Genomic DNA, 17,570 nt, shown 5'->3' on the forward strand with positions numbered 1-17,570 from the left:
CTTTGGTAGCAGTATTCTTGTAGTTACCGAAGATGCCGCTTCGGCGGTCCGATTCGTTCCTCAGCATGACAAAAAAGCGACCCAGCTTTAACGAAATTGAAAAAGTTTAAACAGGTTCATTCCGATGAACAACCGGGCCGCCGGAGCGACAGAAAATTTAGATTACAATGTCATTAGTCAGTGGTAATTAGAAGACCAATCAGCATTGACAAATGACACGAATTAACTAAGCAAGAACGGGTCTTGCTTGCACTTCCCGAACTTCTATTTTACCCTGATAGGCCAGAATCGGGCAGGATTTTGCCATCTCAACGGCTTCGTTCAGGTCGGCGGCCATGACCCGAATCGCGCTTACGACCCGAAAATCTGCATTAGGCAGATACCCCTGCGAAACCGTCCGCTCTGGTCCCGAAATGACAACCCCCGGCTGGTTGATAAGGCTACTGCCAACAAATACACCCTGTTCGGTCCAGTGTTGAATTAACTTCCCCCAATCGGCAGAATTTTGCTTTTGCTGTTCCGGGGTTAACGTCTGTTGAAGGCCAAACTGCACTAAAAACACATATTCTTTCATGATCGTCATTGTTTTGTTAGGGCAACGCATCCCGCGTCTGACATGGCAAAACTACTCCGGCGACCCGTGCTGGAATTGTAAAAAATCATTGATTTACCAGTAGCGACCCGCCTTGAAAAATTGCTGCGGGGCCTGCCCGGTAAACGACTTAAAATCGTTGATAAAATGTGCCTGATCGAAGTAGCCAGCCGCATAGGCCGTGTCGGTCAGGCTTGTTTCTGGTGAGTATTTGCTGATAATATGCCGGAAGCGAACAATTTCAGAAAACTGCTTGGGTGAGGTTCCTACCAGTCGACGAAACCGTTTTTCGAACGGATCGCGACTGATAGGTAAGTCAGCCAGTAGTTCTTTTATACGCATAGTCCCGTTGGTCTGCTGAATGTTCTGAATCGCATTCGAAACAAGCGGATCGGTCGGAACACCAGTCATTCGACGAATCAGAAATTTCTCCACAATAGACACTCGCTGTTGGTTGCTTTTTGCTTCGGCCAGTTGGTCTTCCACATCGCGGATTGTTTGTTGAGGAAATAATATATCGAGCGACACGTTTAAGCCGAATAGTTCGTGGATCGGCTCACGCAACAGTGCAGCCGCCCTACCTTCCTGAAAAATGACCAGCAGATTAGCCGTTTCGCTAGCGTAGTTTACCAATCGGGTCGTATTTCGAAGGCCCGTAATGACCGATGTCGGTAAACGGGTATCGCTATTATCGGAAGCATAGCTTACTCCTCCTCTATACCGAAAGGCCATCACCACCGACGTGGCGGGTAGAATTTTATTGACCATCCCCAGATTACTTTCAATGATCATAAACCGTTTTACCAGGTGATTCAATTGGAACGTGGGGAGAAATAGCTCGGTATTCATGTAAGGAGATTTACGAAACTAACCACTCCCTGCAACAGATTTTGAGACTATTTCATTCAACCAGGGAAGCTATTTTAAACTTCACCTAACCGAGTCCTAATGGGCATTTTTTGTCCTCCCGACGCAGGAGGGATCTTCGGATGAGCCCATTGAATAGTCAGTCACCGAAGATCCCTCCTGCGTCGGGAGGACAAAAAAACTACTATAGTAAAAGGCTAAACAGCTTTAGGATTAACCAGAATGTCACTCTAGTGTCGAAACGACCACATAATTATCGTTTCGCGTAATGCCATACAGGATCACCTTATTTTTTACGCTTCGGTCAATCGCAAACGCCTGTCCTTCACTGAGGGTCGGAATGGTTTTCACGTAGTGCAACGTGTGGCCGCGCTCGGGCAATTTGAGCACATATAACTCCGGCTTGTCATGACCGGTGCAATAGATGAAGCCATCGTTGCTCCAGGTTCCGCCCGACGTACTGTAAGGCGAAAAGCTCTGTAATACATTGGCAGGAAACGCCCAGGCTTCCACCTGCTGCCAGGTTGAGGTGAACTTAACTAACGTTGTCCACCGATTATCGCGCCCCTCAGCCATGGCTTTGTTCGAGTAATTAGCAAAGGCGACCCACCAATGCCCCTGATAAAAATCAGCCCAGGTCACCGAACCCGGAAACAACCCAAAACTATGATTCCCAATGTGCTTCAGTGTACGGGTATCGAAAATCTCGATCGAGCTAGCCATCGGAACATCCGGGTAATTGGAGTGCGTACAGTACAGTTTTTGCCCGATCACAACCCCACTGTTCATGTGTTTGAGTAAGCCGGTCGTATCTTCCCAGGCTGCCACCTGTTTGCCATCGACTTTCGCATGTTTGGTCAGCGAATGGTTGTTGATGACATAGAAATGTGTTTGATCGACCGCTACGCCCTGTTGCACCTGCTTGAGTTGGAACCGTCGGATTTCAGAAGCCTTCTGTGCCCGACCAATTAAAGGGAAAGTCAGACAGATCAGTATACCCAGTACTGGATAAAATCGCATAGTTTTGAGGTTCGATAGAAACGGCGGTAAGTTACAAGTCAGCCGTTATTTCTCCACATATGCCTGATACGAGTCCATCCAAATCGCTCCCACTTTCCATTCTCTATCAATCGACCGATCTGGTAGCGATCAACAAGCCGCATGGATTACTGGTCCATCGGTCGCCAATTGCGAGTGATGCCAGTGAGTTTGCCGTTCAACTCCTACGCGATCAATTGGGCCAGCGCGTGTATCCCGTACATCGACTGGACCGTAAAACCGGGGGTGTGCTGTTATTTGCGCTAACCGAATCCATGAATTCCGCCATGCAAACCCTCTTTGCCGAGGGTGGTGTTCAGAAAACATATCTGGCGATTGTGCGCGGCTACTCACCCGATGAACAGACCATCGATTATGCGTTACGAAACGATGAAACGGGCGTAGTTCAGGACGCCGTGACCCACATCAAAACGCTTCAACGCACCGAAATTCCCCTACCGTTTGGCAAACATGCTACGTCCCGTTATTCGCTGGTCGAACTAACCCCAACCACTGGCCGGATGCATCAACTGCGCAAGCACATGGCCCATATCCTCCATCCCATCATCGGCGACCGCCCGCATGGCTGCAACAAACAGAATAAGCTTTTTCTGGAGCATTTTCAGATGAACACCATGCTCCTCCACGCCCAACAGCTTGCGTTTACTCACCCTGTAACGTCGGAACAGATTACGATTTCAGCCCCCTGGCAAGCAGAATTTGAGCGGATGAAGAGGGAGTTGTTTGGGAATTGATTAGCTTTTTATACCACTATTTTCACAAATTCCCTGCTGTTTAACATAACTAGCTACGGTCATTCGGTGTACACCCAATACACCTAAAATAAGGCTGATTCCGTATACCGATATTTTCTTGTCAAACAGTCAATGGATTCTATTTTTCTTGCCAATTAACTTTAATTATTTCGACTGTTACTGAACAGAGTAGTTTTCCAAACTCACCTCTAAATGTATTATAGCACTAAAGTAAAAGAATAGAAAAATACCTTAATTAGTAGAATATCTATTAGCTATCTCAGGTCTTTAGGAAATTGATATTTTGGAAGATCATGCGCATGAATGCGTGACCGGCTAAGGTACTTGCATACGACCCGACTAGCTGTTTTTTGCACAAAACAAGCAGCCGATTTATCTATTGTTACCTTTGACTTTTCGACTATTCGTTAGTTCTAAACCTACACCATGCAGGCAGATTTACAAAGCTACATCGAAACAAAAAAAATAACCGGTTCGCTACCGCAGCAAAGTGAAGAAGCCACAAAACAAGGTTTTATTCTGCCAGTGTTTCAAAAGCTGGGCTGGAATCCGTTCGACGTGCAGGAAGTATATCCTGAATTCAGCGTTCAGAACGGCCGAGTTGACTATTCACTGCGTGTTGATAATCGCAACAAAGTGTTTGTTGAGGTAAAAAAACTAGGCGAGGATTTGGATAAACACCAAGAGCAATTACTCCAGTATGCCTTTAAACACGGGGTAAAGCTGGCGATTCTCACGAACGGCACCATCTGGTGGTTTTACCTGCCATTGCACGAGGGTAGCTGGGAACAGCGACGCTTTTACACAATTGACATACAAAGTCAGGCGTCGGCCGACATTGCCGAAAAACTAGTGTCTTTCCTAGCTAAGACAGCCGTGGTCAGCGGTCAGGCCGTATCGAATGCGGAGAACGTTTATTCCAGTCGGCAACGGAAGGAAGTAATCGAGCAAACACTACCCAGAGCATGGCGCAAACTGCTGGCCGAAAACGATGAATTACTGACCGACGTTGTGGCAGAAGCCGTTGAAAAACTAAGCGGCTACAAACCGGAACCAACAGTGGTCATTCAGTTTTTGAAAGATATTTCCGGCAACACTTCGTTACCATCAACTCCTTCTTCAGCAAAACCGGCCAGGGTTAAAAAAGACATGCCAAAAGTTGTCTACGCTGCGCCAGCCCCGCCAAAAATAGAGACTAAATTTCTGTCTTTCGAGTACAGCAAGCCAACCGCGTTTCGAGTTGATGGCAACGAATACCCAGTTTCAAACTGGGCGAATTTATTAAAAACTTTTGTTCAACTTATCGCCCAGAAGCACCCCGACAACTTGAAAAATCTTACGGCACTGGTTGGCAAAAAACGGCCTTATTTCACCACCGATAAAAGTTTATTGAGGCAGGCTATACAAATCTCTGGCACAGATCTCTACTACGAAACGAATCTGAGTGCCAATAACATCGTCCAATTGGTTTATCAAATTCTCAACACGATGGGCTATCCAAAAGAAGCCCTGCAAATTGATATTTCTGCGGGCACAATTTAACCTATCCAAGCAACTTATTGACGATCGACAGGATAGCCTGCGTAGGACTTTATAATACAATTTCTAAGTATTAATGATTATAAGCTGAGCTTTGTAAATCAGCACTGACTTTGACTGAATTATCAGTAAGAACTAGATAATCAACCAAATATCTGTTAATCGATATCCTCGAAAAATTGTCGTATAAAATTTTCAGCTATACTTCATGATGCATGATAGGAGAAGTTAGTTGAGAAGCTTTTTAAGAGTGTCAGGATCAGGCAATACGTTGCGCAGGTGATCGGGTAAGTCTGAACTGAGTTGATATATTGCTACGCCCATTGGGTTGTCGATAGACTGGAAGGCGTACTCAACGATCTTGTCATTCTTCTCCTTGCAAAGCACAATGCCAACAGCAGAATTTTCGTCGGGAAGTCGTTCCTGATCGTTCAATACGTTCAGGTAAAAATTGAGTTGTCCGGCGTAACTGGGTTTGAATTTGCCTTTCTTCAGTTCAACCGCAACCAGGCACTTCAATTGCCTGTTATAAAACAGCAAGTCTACAAAAAACTCCTCATCATCCACTAGCAATCGGTGCTGATTGCCGATGAACGCAAAGCCTTTACCCGCTTTTAGTATAAATTCTTTAATGTTCTGCACAATGCCTTTCTCGACAACCCGTTCATCGTCGGTTTCTACATTAATGAAGTCGAGGAGATATTCATCTTTGAACGCTTGCAAGGCCGTGTCGTGGATGGTCTCGGGTAACGTTGTATTAAAATTATTCGGTAATGTTTGGTCTCGTTTTTGATAAGCCTTCACCTTAATGTGCCAGTCGAGCATCTCAACGGTCCATTGCCGATCAACCGCTTTTTGCATATAAAACCATCGTTCATCCCAATCCGAACAACGGTTAAGGAGCAGGATGTGATGCGTGAAACTGACACTTAAGAAAACGTTGAGTCTCTCTTCATCTAATTGGCCAGTTAACAACTGGCCAATTGGGTTCTGTACTGCCGCAAAACCTAATTGGCTATAAACTTCGGCGAATTGCCGCATATTTTTGAGGTTAGTGGCTGAGAATCCTCTTAATCCTGGCCACTGCTTCTGCAAGTCGATGGAGAGTTGATTTATTACTTTAGCTCCCCACTTTTCAGCAGCAATTTTTTCAGATATCCGTTTACCGACTTCGTAATAGAGCCTCAATAACTCACGATTAACCAGTCTAGCGGCCCGATAGCGGCTCTCCCTTATCTGGCGATTAATATCCTGAAGTAATAGCCCATACTGTTCTGACGAATCATCTTTTACCATAATAGCATCTTTATCTAAGCTTTTATTAGCAACGATAAATATACTATTAGCATAATTATAAATACATATAATATTTACAAACACTCAGCTCTAATTAAATAAAACCCTTAATCACCACTCGGGCGTTTGATCCAATCCGTGAGGGGTGTTGGGGAGCCGAAATCGGGGGAGCCGTCGGCTTTCCAGGTGAAGGGTTGTATTCGCATCGAGCGTTGATCGCCACAGCCCTGACCCGGTCCGGCGTTGGCATGGTAGACGAGCCAGTTCTGTGACCCATCGGGCGTTGTGAAGAAACTATTGTGCCCGACGCCGTAGGCCCCGTTTCCGCCGTTGGGACCGAAAACGGGGTTGGCGGCTTTTGCCCAGGCTTTTGTGTCAAGTAAGTTGGCGCTGGTGTCGGCGGAGAGTTGGCCTAAGGCGTATAAATCCGTACCGCAATAACTGGCTGAGTAAATCAGAAATACTTTCGCATTGTGTACTAAAAATTCAGGGCCTTCATTCACGCCGAAGCCCTGTTTCTCCCAGGCATAGTCCGGTGTTGATACGCGAATTCGGGATGTACTACTTACGGTGTATGGATTGGTAAGGCTGGCCAGATAAATGTTCTGTGAACCACCGAGGTCAGTCTCCCAACCCGACCAGGCCATGTATAGCTTGCCGTTCAGTTGCAGAATAGTCCCATCAATAGCCCATTTGTTATCGGGTAGGTTGAGTTGGCCCCGGTCTGTCCAGGTGCCCTGTGTCGGGTCGGCCGAGCTGTTTTCGAGCACGAACATCCGGTGGGTTGCATCGACGCCATTGTTGTCGGCCGTGTAGTAGATATACCATTTCCCGTTGATGAAATGTAGTTCAGGCGCCCAGATGTCGCGTGAGTTGGGACCGGTGGCGGGTGGTGTCCAGACCGTTACGGGCCTTGCCTGATTTAGTCGACTCAAAGCCTGCGTCTTGTAAATCCGAAGACTATTGCCTGTTGTGTGCATAACGTAGTAAAACCTATCTTTAACGGTCACCCACGGATCGGGGGCTGAGGTCAGGAGTGGATTCTGGAATTTACCAACGGTATCAACCGCCGTTACGGGAGGGTTCGGCGTGGGTTTATCGGACGACTTACAGCCGTACAGAACAATCAGGAGAAGAAACAGCGTAGTTTTCATCATTGAGTGGAAATAAGAATAGCGGCCCCAAGGCTGCTCTGGGAGGATTCTGCCTTTTTTGAACTGCGAGGACGCGAAGACGCAAGGAATGGTCGATTCTTTGCGTCTTCGCGTCCTCGCAGTTCATTGAAAGCGCATTAAGTTATTTTTTGTCATGCTGACGAAGGAAGCATCTTCGTAGGTAAGATAAAAGGATATCTACGAAGATGCTTCCTTCGTCAGCATGACAAAAATGCTTTTATAGGGTACTCTTAACTATTTATACTTGAGCACTTATTAATAATTCGGGTTCTGAACCAGATTTGGATTCAGGTCCCGGTCCAGTTGTGGAATGGGCAATAGTTCGCTTTTGCCTTTCACAAACGTGGAGAATGCTGCGTCTCGGGTGGCAATTTGTGTCCCCAGGTCACCCCAGCGGGCAAGGTCGTTCCAGCGGGTGCCTTCGCCCGAAAGTTCGGTGACGCGCTCGTGTTTCAACTGAGCCAGAAACTGATCCTGGGTAAGGCCCGGTTTAGCCATCGTGAGCGTAGGCAGACCTGCCCGCTGACGAACCTGATCCACATAGGTATAGGCTTGCGTCGTTTTACCGGTGGCGTTCAGCGCTTCGGCATACATCAGCAACACATCGGCATAGCGTATATACCGCCAGTTGTTGGGAGATCGATAGCCCTCTTCATTTTTCCAGTGATCGTTCTGAAACTTCCTGAACCAAACCCGCTTATTATCCCGTCCATAGCGTTGCGTAAAGGTCTGGCCGTAGATCATCGTAAAATCCGGTCCCCGAACGTCGGTCGAATCGAACAGGAACGAGGCTTCCAGACGAGGGTCACGACCACCCGTTGTGGTTTTTTCGTAGAACTCACGCGTTGGCCAGCGCTGCGCTTCCCCATCCGACCAGCCGATGCCACTAGGGCCGAAAAACTGCGCCAGCGAGGTACCATAGTTCTGGTTGGGTGTTTCCGTATCGTCGTCGGTGTATTCGGACGGGTTCATCTGAAATTGCCACTCAAATATCGACTCTTTGTTGTTTTCGGTCGTGATCAGGAAATTGTCCCGATAGTTGGGCATCAGCGCATACACGCTTTTGCCCTCGCCTTCCACCAGCCATTGTAGCGGAGTCAGTGCTTCGGTATATTTTCGTTGCTGCATCTGCGCCCGTGCCAGCAAAGCATAAGCGGCTCCTTTAGTTGCCCGGCCCAGATCGGCAGAGCCATAGGTATTCGGCAACACGGCGGCTGCTTCGGTCAGGTCTTTTTCAATTTGCGCCCACACCTGCGCAATGGTAGCCGAACCCGGTTTATCGCCCACAACCGGTGTTTGGAGCACCAGCGGCACATTCCCCCAGAGCGTTACCAGGTGATAATAGAACATGGCCCGCATAAATTTGGCTTCGCCCAGATACCGGTTTCGCAGGGTCGCGTCCATCTGGATATTCGGGACATTTTCAATCACCTGGTTAGCCCGGTTAATCCCGATGTAGTTGTCGTTCCAGATACTGTAGGCGTTTCCGTAATTGTAATCGGTGACCAGAAACTGATCCATGTTGTTGACAATATCGGTAGCCGGACTCTGGCTACGTCCTTCGTCGGAATGGATGATGTAATAAAACGGCATCCAGCGGGAAATGCCCCCCCGGTGCGTAGTGCTGTACACGGCGTTGACCCCAGCCAGGGCATCATCGCCCGTTTTCCAGAACGACTGGGTCGTCACCTGGTTGGGGTTCACAATATCTAAACTCCGGTCGCAGCCGGTTAGTAAACCCACAGCGACAATAGCCAGCGAAATGAATGTATGTTTCATAATTGGTTTCAGAACTAAATACGTTGGCATTAGAAATCACAGGTAAGCCCAATCGATGTCACGCGGGGTGACGGCCAGTGCCCATTATCGACACCCCGTTCCTGAATATTCGCGCCCGTTACGTCCGGATCAAGCCCTTTGTACCCCGTGATCGTAAATAGATTTTGTCCACTGATGAATGCGCGGGCATTGCGTACGTTGATCCGGCTAAGGAATGCCTTGGGAAGCGTGTACCCGATCTCGATGTTGCGCATTCGCACGTATGACGCATTCTCCAGCCAACGATCACTATAGGCGAAATTGTTGGAGATAATGCCCTGATCGCCCGCTTCCAGACCCAGACGTGGATCGCTGGTAGCCGTATTGCCTGACGACCACGGACTCACATCCCGACGGAAGTTGGTTAACTGATAGGTATCCAGACTGCGACGCACGTCGTTATACACTGTGTAGCCAAACACGCCCGTCAACTGAACGTTCAGACTAAACTGACCATAAGAGGCATTGAACTGAGCACCCGCCTGTAGCTTGGGCCAGGGCGACGATACAAATTGACGGTCATCGTTCTGGGTGATCTGTCCATCGCCGTTGGTGTCTATGTATTTAATATCGCCGGGTTTGGCAAACGGCTGAATGGGTTTGCCATTGGGACCTTTATAGTTGTTGATCTCTTCCTGGCTCTGGAAAATCCCGGCCGTTTTCAGTACGTACCATTGCCCTACGGGTAAGCCCACCTGCGAACGGGTGTTGCCACTCTGGATGTAGTTGATGTTCTGTCCCTGATTCCCTACGTTTTCGACCCGGTTTTTAATCGTGGTGAAATTGCCCGACACATCCCACTTCAGCTTGTGCTCGTTGTTGCGATAGGTAGCCGAAAACTCAACCCCTTTGTTTCGGATCGATGCGGTGTTGACATAGGGGTTGCCGCGTAGATTACCCAGATAACCCGGTACGGCCAGGTTCAGGATGGCATCGTTCGATAACGAGTTATACACGTTGATTTCGGTCGTGATGCGGTTGTTGAGGAAACTGGCCGATACGCCGTAGTTCTGCTGAATGCGTTCTTCCCAGCGCAGATCGGGGTTAGCTAACTGGGCCTGATAGGCGCCCACGTTGGGAGTTTGATCAACACCGAAAATAGCGCGGGGATTACTGTTGATAAAGGCTGTATAAGGGAACGAACCCAGTGTTGGTACTACAATGCCCAGTTTACCATACGACGCATTCAATTTCAGATCGGAAATCCAGTCGACGTGGAAGAATTTCTCCTGACTGATACGCCAGGCTCCCGCGATAGACGGGAAGAAACCTGTTCGGTAATTAGAGCCAAACCGCGAATCCTGATCGACCCGGCCGGTCAGCGTCAATAGGTACTTGTCGTTGTAGGCATAGTTGACCCGGCCAATGTAGCCCAGTATCCGGTAGTCGTCGGGGGTGCTTCCGGCGGAGTTCGAGATACCCGTGGCGGCATTAATCGTCGTGAAGTACTGGCCACCCGCAAAGCCCAGATTGGTGCGTGAGCCCGAGGTAATATCCCGACGAGTCGTTTGCTGGCTAATCCCCAGTACGCCGTTGATGCTGTGCAGGCCAACCGTTTTGTTGAAGTTCAGCGTATGCTCGAACAATAAGCTCAGGTAGCGCGACCGATCTTCGCTGACCGAGCTTGGCACCGGCGAAGCACTATACTGGTAGGTCCCGAGCTTCCGAAGGTTCTGGGTATAGTCGAAACTAACTTCCAGACCCGCATTGGCCCGGTAGGTCAGCCAGTCGGTCAGTTTGATGTCCAGATAGGCATTGCCCACCATCTTGGCAAAGTTGCTCTTGTTGCTGGCCAAATCCCGAACGGCTACCGGATTGTAGTAGTAGGTTACCGCATCGGGGTTCGTGCCGATACCGTACCCGCCCGGATTACTCGCATTAACATACCGTGGGTCCTGAACCGGGATCACCGGCAGCATACCGGCCATGTCGTAGATCGGGTTACCCGCCGGGAAGTTCTCTATATTGGAGTTGGTCAGTACGGCATTTTCGCCAAATGTAAACCGCCCGATCTCACTACGAGTGTTGATCCGCAAGCTGGCCCGCTCGAAACCACTGCCAGTAACATAGCCTTTATTATTGAAATAGCTCCCCGAAATCAGATACGTACCCGTTTTGCTACCGCCCGATAAGGTCAGGTTATAATCCTGCAAGCTGCCCGTCCGCAGCACCTGATCCTGCCAGTCGGTATTGATATTCGGATTGAATGTTCCGGTAGCTACACTGGCGGGTGGGGTCTGTCCGGCATTCTGATACTGCTGCCGTTGGAGAGACGCAAAACCGGCTGCATCGGTCAGGTTCCATCGTTTATAGACCTGTTGAATGCCGTATTTACCCGAAAAAGAGACTTTAATCGGCCCTTCTTTCCCCTGTTTGGTCGTGATAATCACCACGCCATTGGCCGCCCGTGACCCGTAGATAGCCGCTGCCGATGCATCTTTCAGGACTTGAATACTTTCAATATCATCCGTATTGATGGTTGGGTTGGCGTCGGCAATCATGCCATCGATCACATATAACGGATCGGTATTCAAAAAGCTGGCTACCCCGCGAATCTGAATCGATGCCTGCTGACCCGGTACACCCGTATTCCGAACTGTCACACCGGGCGATAAGCCCTGAATCGACTCGGCCAGTGAGTTGGCCGTTACCTTAGCCGCCTGAGTGGAACTGATGACGTCGTTGGCCCCGGTCACATCGCGTTTTCGGACGGTCTGATAACCGATTACCACCACTTCGTTCAGCGTTCGGTCGTCAGGAACGAGCTTTACATTCACGACCGAATTGCTGCTAATCGGTACTACCTGCCGGGCATACCCAACACTCGAAACGGTTAGGGTTGTGGCCCCGTCGCTGACATTCAGGATGAAATTCCCGTCCGCATCCGAACTGGTTCCGTTGGTAGTTCCTGTCTCGATGATGTTAGCGCCTGGTAAGCCCTGATTGTTTTCGTCGGTAATCTGGCCTGTAATCCGCCGGATTTGGGGAGCCTCTTCAACGGTTGTAGCAACGTCAATCGGGTCGTTTACGAGCGTTTTGGTTGGTTCGGCCGGGAGTCCGGCTCCGGCGTTTTTTACAGGTAATGCCTGAATCGCGATGAGTGTCGAATTGACCTTGCGGTAACGTAATCCCTGCGATTCGGATAGTTGGATCAGTGCCTGATCGAGCGACAGGCCATCAATATCCAGTTCCGACTGCCGGGTAGCCATCAATTGTTCATCGTAGGCAAAATTGACATTGAACCGCCGTTCCAGTTCGCTCAGGACTTTCTTGAGTGAACGAGTCCGGTGAGACCGTTGGCTGGTCGGTACGTCGAGTACCGACGGCTGTTGACGACTGGCCGTACTGGCACTCAGAGGTTGGGCGCGGGTCAATAGCTGCGCAACGGAAGGTTGCGGCAGCGTATAGACCCCGACCAACAGCATCGAAAGGGTAATGTACTGATTTTTCATAGGTTATACAGAATAATAGGCTTTGTCATGTTCAGGAACTCCATAGTAAAATCAGGGATTATGGCGTAAACTGATCTGGTCGCCATTACGTTGAACGTTGAGATCAAATGTGAGCGAAAGGGTTGTCAGCAGCGTTTCGATGCTCTGATTCGAGAGGTTACCCGTAAACCGACGGTTAGCCAGGTCGCTGTCTTCAAAGACCACATCCAGTCCGTAGGTGTCGTGCAACTGCTGGGCAATCTCGCGAAGGGCTGTGTTGTCAAAAACGAACTGATGAGCTATCCAGGACGTATGCATCTGGGGTTTTTCGTCGCGCACTTCTACCTTTTCGATGTTGGGCTGTATGGACGCAAACTGACCGGGCTTCATATCAATAATCTTCCCGCTATGCTCCGTTGGCTTGGTGAGCTGTACCCGTCCTTCAACCAGCGTAACGGCTGTACTGCCCCGCCGGGTATTGACGTTGAATTGCGTTCCGAGAACCGTAATGTCCAGATTAGGTGTGTGGGTCACGAACTTGATACGGCCATCGGGTGCCTGCTTTTTCGTGACCTTAAAAAACCCTTCCCCATCGAGCCAGACTTCCCGTGGTTTGTCGTCGGTCCATCGATCGGTATAGGTAAGTGTCGAATTGCCGTTCAGCAACACGGTCGAACCATCGGGAAGCGTCACACTCCGGTTTTCGCCAAAAGCGGTATGAATACTCTGCTGCTTTGGCTGTAACTGGTAGTAAATAACTCCGCCCGCTATCAGCAGGACACCCGTCAGTGAAGCTGCTACCTGCCAGATGGCAGCCGGGTAAGCCGTTCTGAACCGTTGCCAGCGCGAGAGGGGCACCACAACCGACTCCGTAACCAATTGGTCGTCAAATGCCTGCTCCAGCACCTGCCAGATACGCTGCTGGCTGGCCTCGGTCAGGTCGTCGTACCGGGCGTTGAGGTGCAGCAACAGTGAGGTCGCTTCATCGATCAGTGCCTGCTGTTCGGGATTCCGGAGCATGTAGGTGTGCCAGAACGTCATGTTCTGCTCGTCGGGCTGAAACACCCATCGGCGGAACGCATCGTCAAGCACAAAATCGCGAAGAGTATAATTCTGGTAAGGCTGCGCCATGCGATGGAAATGGTCTATTTACCACCAGAAGAAAGCGGATCGCCGAATTATCCCTCGGAAAGTGAAAATTTTTTATCAGAAAAATGACAGAGTAGCCAGAAGTCGTTATTCGTCAGACAGTAGCAGTATCCGCTTGTGGCGTCAGATTCTCAAATCTGATGGGTGAGGTTTCTCAAAACCCAGCCAACAGCAATACGTTCGTTTCGAGAAACCTTGATCGTCGGTTACTTATAACCGACGCCACCAATCAACTAAGAACAAAGCTCAACAGGACCAGTAGATCGGCTGGCATTCGTTTCTGGAGAGAGGCAATAGCTTTGTAGATAACTTTGTAGGCCGAGGTGGTTTCGATGCCCATGATACCGGCAATCTCTTCGTAGCTTAGGTTGTCGAAAAACTTCAGGAACAGGGCTTCTTTTTGCCGGGCAGGCAGGTGATTCAGCTCGCGCAGAACGGCCTCGGACTGCTCCCGACTGATCTGCGAATCGAGCCAGGTAGGTTCGTAGTGAAATTCGACTTTAAAATCGATCTCGTCTTCGTGGCCCGACTGAAATCGGTGACGTTCGTTGATCTTCCGAACCAGGTCGCGCCGGAGCGAACGCATCAGGTAAAATTTTATGGAATCGGTTTGCCCCAGTCGTTCGCGCGTTTCCAGAATGGTCAGAAACAGGTCTTGCAGACAATCTTCGGTCAACTGGCGATCCTGGGCAATCTTGTAGCCATAGTTGTACAGGACTCGGGCGTACTTTTCGTACATAAACGAATAAGCGGCCTTACTGCCGTGCAGAAAGTCGTCCCAAAGCTGGGCATCTGTCGCCTGATCGTAGTTGAGTCCCGAATCCATTGTCACTATATCCGAATGGATGGTTAAAGCTATGCAATTTCAGGCATACCCTTAGTGCTTTCCTGCTACTATTTCTGCGTATACTGCTATCTTTCGTTTTAAGCTGTGCCACAGTTTGCATACGCATTTGGGAACCGTGGCACGGCTTAAAACGAAGTAGTCCTGATCGTACCGGCGAATTATTTCAGCTTTTCGTTGTTCAGGTGCCGAGTGGCATCGCGGATGTTCTTTTTATCCAGATTCTTCTGAAAGGCTTCGGTGAGGTCGATGCCGGTCTGGTTGGCGAGGCAGATGAGTACCCACAGCACATCGGCCATTTCGTCGCCCAGATCCTTCTGTTTATCCGACTCTTTCTCCGACTGTTCACCATACCGACGGGCAATGATCCGGGCCACTTCACCGACCTCTTCGGTCAGCATAGCCAAATTGGTCAGTTCATTGAAATACCGAACGCCAACGGTTTTAATCCACTCGTCGACAGTTGTTTGGGCGTCTTTAATGGTCATAACTTGGCTACTACACAGAGATGCACGGAGTAAAAAGAGATGCGCTGAGAACTCTGTGTATCTCTTTTTACTCCGTGCATCTCTGTGTAACAATCCTTTATTTTTCCGGCATAAAGGTCAGCGAGCTGAATTGACTTTCGTCGAAGGCTTCCTGCGCCAGGGTTTGTAGCTGTTCGGAGGAAACGGCGTTGATGTCGTTGAAAATATCGGTCAGCGCTTCTACCCGGTCGATGTCGAGCAGGCTTTTGGCCATCATCAGCATAAAGCTGTTGTTGCTTTCTTCGGCCATGGCCAGTTGCCCGATCAGTTGCTCTTTCGTCTGATGAAGTTGCAAGGTCGTTAGTGGTTGATCACGAAGGCGTTTCAATTCTTTCATGATCAACGCGTGTGCCTTGTCTACTTTTTTAGGATCGGTGCCAAAGTAGATACCCAGAAAACCCGTGTCCAGATAAGGCGTATAGGAGGCATCAATCGAGTACACGAGTCCGTATTTCTCCCGCAAATTCAGGTTTAGTCGCGAATTCATGCCGGGGCCACCCAACAGGTTGATCAGCATAAAGAAGGGTAGCCGTCGGGCATCCGCCAGTCCATAGGCGGGGCGGCCCAGCGCACACTGTGCCTGCGTAATGGGGCGCTCCACACGGGTCTGGCGGGGGACATAACCGGTTGGAGTTTTACGATGGCGGGTCGTATGCTGGGCAGGCACATCAAGGAAGTACTTCTCGGCCACTTTTACCACCTGCTTAAACGGCAATTTACTGACCGACGAAAATACAATCCGGCTGGTGTCGTAATTCTCAGCAATAAACCGCTGGAGATCCTCCCGACGAAACGACGCTACGGTTTCAGTTGTCCCCAGAATGTTGCCGCCCAGGGCGTGGTTCGGGAAGACGAGTTCGTCGAAATCGTCCTGAATAGCATCTTCGGGCGAGTCGTAATACATGGCCATTTCCTCCAGAATCACCCCACGCTCACGCTCGATCTGTTTCTCCGGGAAAACCGAGTGAAAGGTAATATCGGCCAGTAGTTCGGCCGCTTTTTCAAAGTGTGCATCCAGCACCGACGCGTGAAAACAGACTTTTTCTTTGGTCGTATAGGCATTTAGTTCCCCACCCACCGTTTCCAGACGGGTGATGATGTGGTAGGATTTTCGTTTCTCCGTACCTTTGAAGGCCATGTGTTCCCAGAAATGGGCCAGCCCCTGCTGGTGAGGTTGCTCATCGCGGCTTCCGATGTCGAGCATAATGCCACAATGGGCAATCTGCGTATGTGGTATTTGTTTGTGCGCAATCCGAATTCCGTTGGGCAGTGTATAAACCTGGTAATCTTCCATTCTAAAATTTTTACGCCTTAAGCGTACTAATGATAACCGCAACAACTCCACCCCGGTTCCTGATTATTCAAACTGCTTTCATCGGCGATGTGATTCTGGCAACCGCTTTGCTCGAACAACTTCATGCAACTTACCCCGAGGCTGTCCTGGATGTGCTCGTTCGCAAAGGTAATGAGATGCTGCTGGCCAATCATCCATTTCTGAACGAGGTGCTGATCTGGCACAAAAAGGGCTCCAAATATCGAGATTTATGGCGACTGTTGGGCATCATTCGGGGCAGGAAATATGATGCGGTACTGAATCTGCAACGCTACGGGTCTATGGGTTTACTGACGGCCTTATCGGGCGCAGGTATTACCATCGGCTTTGATAAAAATCCATTCGCCCGCTTTTTTACCCATCGGGTCGAGCACCGTTTTGAGTCGGGTGTTCACGAAGTGGATCGAAATACGGGCTTGCTTACGGCCCTACAGTCCGTTCCTGCTTTTCAGTCGCACGCACCAGGCCGTCAGTTGCCTGCCCGCCCAAAGTTATATCCATCCGAGGCCGATTATGCCGCTGTTCGCTCGTATCAGGCAGAACCTTACACCTGTATGGCTCCGATGTCGGTCTGGTTTACGAAGCAGTATCCGTCCAAACGATGGAACGAGTTAATCAACGCTTTACCGAACGACCTGACCATTTACCTGTTGGGCGCGCCTACAGATGTACAGGCCTGCGACGCCATTCGGGTATCGGCCGGTGAAACACGAAAAGTGGTGAACCTGGCCGGAAAACTAAGTTTGCTCCAATCGGCAGCCTTGCAGCAGGGGGCCATGATGAATTATGTAAACGACTCGGCTCCGTTGCACCTTTGTTCCTCCATGAATGCACCCACCACGGCGATTTTCTGTTCGACCGTACCGGAGTTTGGCTTTGGTCCGTTGGCCGATGTATCGCGGGTCGTACAAACGCCAGAGCCTCTGGAATGTAAACCCTGTAACTTACACGGTCGAACCGCTTGTCCGTTAGGCCATTTCCGCTGTGCCTGGGGCATTCAGCTAGACGAATTGACGAAGTTAAGTTGGTGACACAGTTGGTAAAGTTTTTTAACAGTAAACGACTAGGCTAATTTTTATAAGTGGGGTCGTGAAAATTTTCTGTCATCCCGAGGAACGAGGGATCTTCGGAGATTACCTTTTATGTCCTCTCCGAAGATCCCTCGTTCCTCGGGATGACAGAAAC

At 49.6% G+C, this 17,570-nt stretch carries 14 protein-coding genes; 3 read left to right on the forward strand and 11 right to left on the reverse strand.

The features are described 5' to 3' along the window. Positions 1-226 precede the first annotated feature (226 nt). The 3 genes from ACYVFD_RS35035 to ACYVFD_RS35045 form a co-directional block, all read right to left on the reverse strand. On the reverse strand, positions 227-574 hold the full coding sequence (locus tag ACYVFD_RS35035; protein WP_461095279.1) for a YciI family protein: 348 nt from the start codon (positions 572-574) through the stop codon (positions 227-229). A 93-nt stretch (positions 575-667) separates the two neighbouring features. After that, positions 668-1,441 carry a helix-turn-helix domain-containing protein gene (locus ACYVFD_RS35040; protein WP_461095280.1) on the reverse strand — a complete coding sequence of 258 codons (774 nt, stop codon included), beginning with the start codon at positions 1,439-1,441 and terminating at the stop codon, positions 668-670. A gap of 243 nt (positions 1,442-1,684) precedes the next feature. Continuing rightward, positions 1,685-2,479, reverse strand: a complete 795-nt coding sequence (locus ACYVFD_RS35045) for a hypothetical protein (protein ID WP_461095281.1) — start codon at positions 2,477-2,479, stop codon at positions 1,685-1,687. A 59-nt stretch (positions 2,480-2,538) separates the two neighbouring features. Between ACYVFD_RS35045 and ACYVFD_RS35050 the strand changes: the two genes are divergently transcribed. Together ACYVFD_RS35050 and ACYVFD_RS35055 are read left to right on the forward strand one after the other, a co-directional pair. Beyond that, a complete protein-coding gene (locus ACYVFD_RS35050) occupies positions 2,539-3,252 on the forward strand; it encodes a pseudouridine synthase (protein ID WP_461095282.1) in 714 nt (237 codons plus the stop codon). A 447-nt stretch (positions 3,253-3,699) separates the two neighbouring features. Beyond that, positions 3,700-4,815, forward strand: coding sequence for a type I restriction endonuclease (locus tag ACYVFD_RS35055; RefSeq protein ID WP_461095283.1), 1,116 nt, complete (start codon positions 3,700-3,702; stop codon positions 4,813-4,815). A 225-nt stretch (positions 4,816-5,040) separates the two neighbouring features. Here the strand turns inward: ACYVFD_RS35055 and ACYVFD_RS35060 are convergent, their stop codons facing one another. The 8 genes from ACYVFD_RS35060 to ACYVFD_RS35095 all read right to left on the reverse strand — a co-directional run bounded on the left by ACYVFD_RS35060 (position 5,041) and on the right by ACYVFD_RS35095 (position 16,346). Then, the gene (locus ACYVFD_RS35060; protein WP_461095284.1) at positions 5,041-6,108 is read right to left on the reverse strand and encodes a PDDEXK nuclease domain-containing protein; all 1,068 of its coding nucleotides are present in this window, start codon (positions 6,106-6,108) and stop codon (positions 5,041-5,043) included. A 107-nt stretch (positions 6,109-6,215) separates the two neighbouring features. Beyond that, the gene (locus ACYVFD_RS35065; protein WP_461095285.1) at positions 6,216-7,265 is read right to left on the reverse strand and encodes a glycoside hydrolase family 43 protein; all 1,050 of its coding nucleotides are present in this window, start codon (positions 7,263-7,265) and stop codon (positions 6,216-6,218) included. Between the two features lie 273 nt (positions 7,266-7,538). Then, a complete protein-coding gene (locus ACYVFD_RS35070) occupies positions 7,539-9,062 on the reverse strand; it encodes a RagB/SusD family nutrient uptake outer membrane protein (protein WP_461095286.1) in 1,524 nt (507 codons plus the stop codon). 29 nt (positions 9,063-9,091) lie between these two features. Next, on the reverse strand, positions 9,092-12,553 hold the full coding sequence (locus tag ACYVFD_RS35075) for a SusC/RagA family TonB-linked outer membrane protein (protein WP_461095287.1): 3,462 nt from the start codon (positions 12,551-12,553) through the stop codon (positions 9,092-9,094). A gap of 51 nt (positions 12,554-12,604) precedes the next feature. After that, the gene (locus ACYVFD_RS35080) at positions 12,605-13,663 is read right to left on the reverse strand and encodes a FecR family protein (RefSeq protein WP_461095288.1); all 1,059 of its coding nucleotides are present in this window, start codon (positions 13,661-13,663) and stop codon (positions 12,605-12,607) included. A gap of 247 nt (positions 13,664-13,910) precedes the next feature. Continuing rightward, positions 13,911-14,507, reverse strand: a complete 597-nt coding sequence (locus ACYVFD_RS35085) for an RNA polymerase sigma factor (protein ID WP_461095289.1) — start codon at positions 14,505-14,507, stop codon at positions 13,911-13,913. Positions 14,508-14,686: 179 nt separating this feature from the next. Further along, on the reverse strand, positions 14,687-15,013 hold the full coding sequence (locus ACYVFD_RS35090) for a nucleotide pyrophosphohydrolase (RefSeq protein ID WP_461095290.1): 327 nt from the start codon (positions 15,011-15,013) through the stop codon (positions 14,687-14,689). Positions 15,014-15,110: 97 nt separating this feature from the next. Beyond that, the gene (locus tag ACYVFD_RS35095; protein WP_461095291.1) at positions 15,111-16,346 is read right to left on the reverse strand and encodes a M16 family metallopeptidase; all 1,236 of its coding nucleotides are present in this window, start codon (positions 16,344-16,346) and stop codon (positions 15,111-15,113) included. A 29-nt stretch (positions 16,347-16,375) separates the two neighbouring features. Here ACYVFD_RS35095 and ACYVFD_RS35100 point away from each other — a divergent pair, with 29 nt between their 5' ends. Next, positions 16,376-17,416, forward strand: a complete 1,041-nt coding sequence (locus ACYVFD_RS35100) for a glycosyltransferase family 9 protein (RefSeq protein ID WP_461095292.1) — start codon at positions 16,376-16,378, stop codon at positions 17,414-17,416. Positions 17,417-17,570 lie beyond the last annotated feature (154 nt).

It is taken from the genome of Spirosoma gilvum (genome assembly GCF_054776815.1).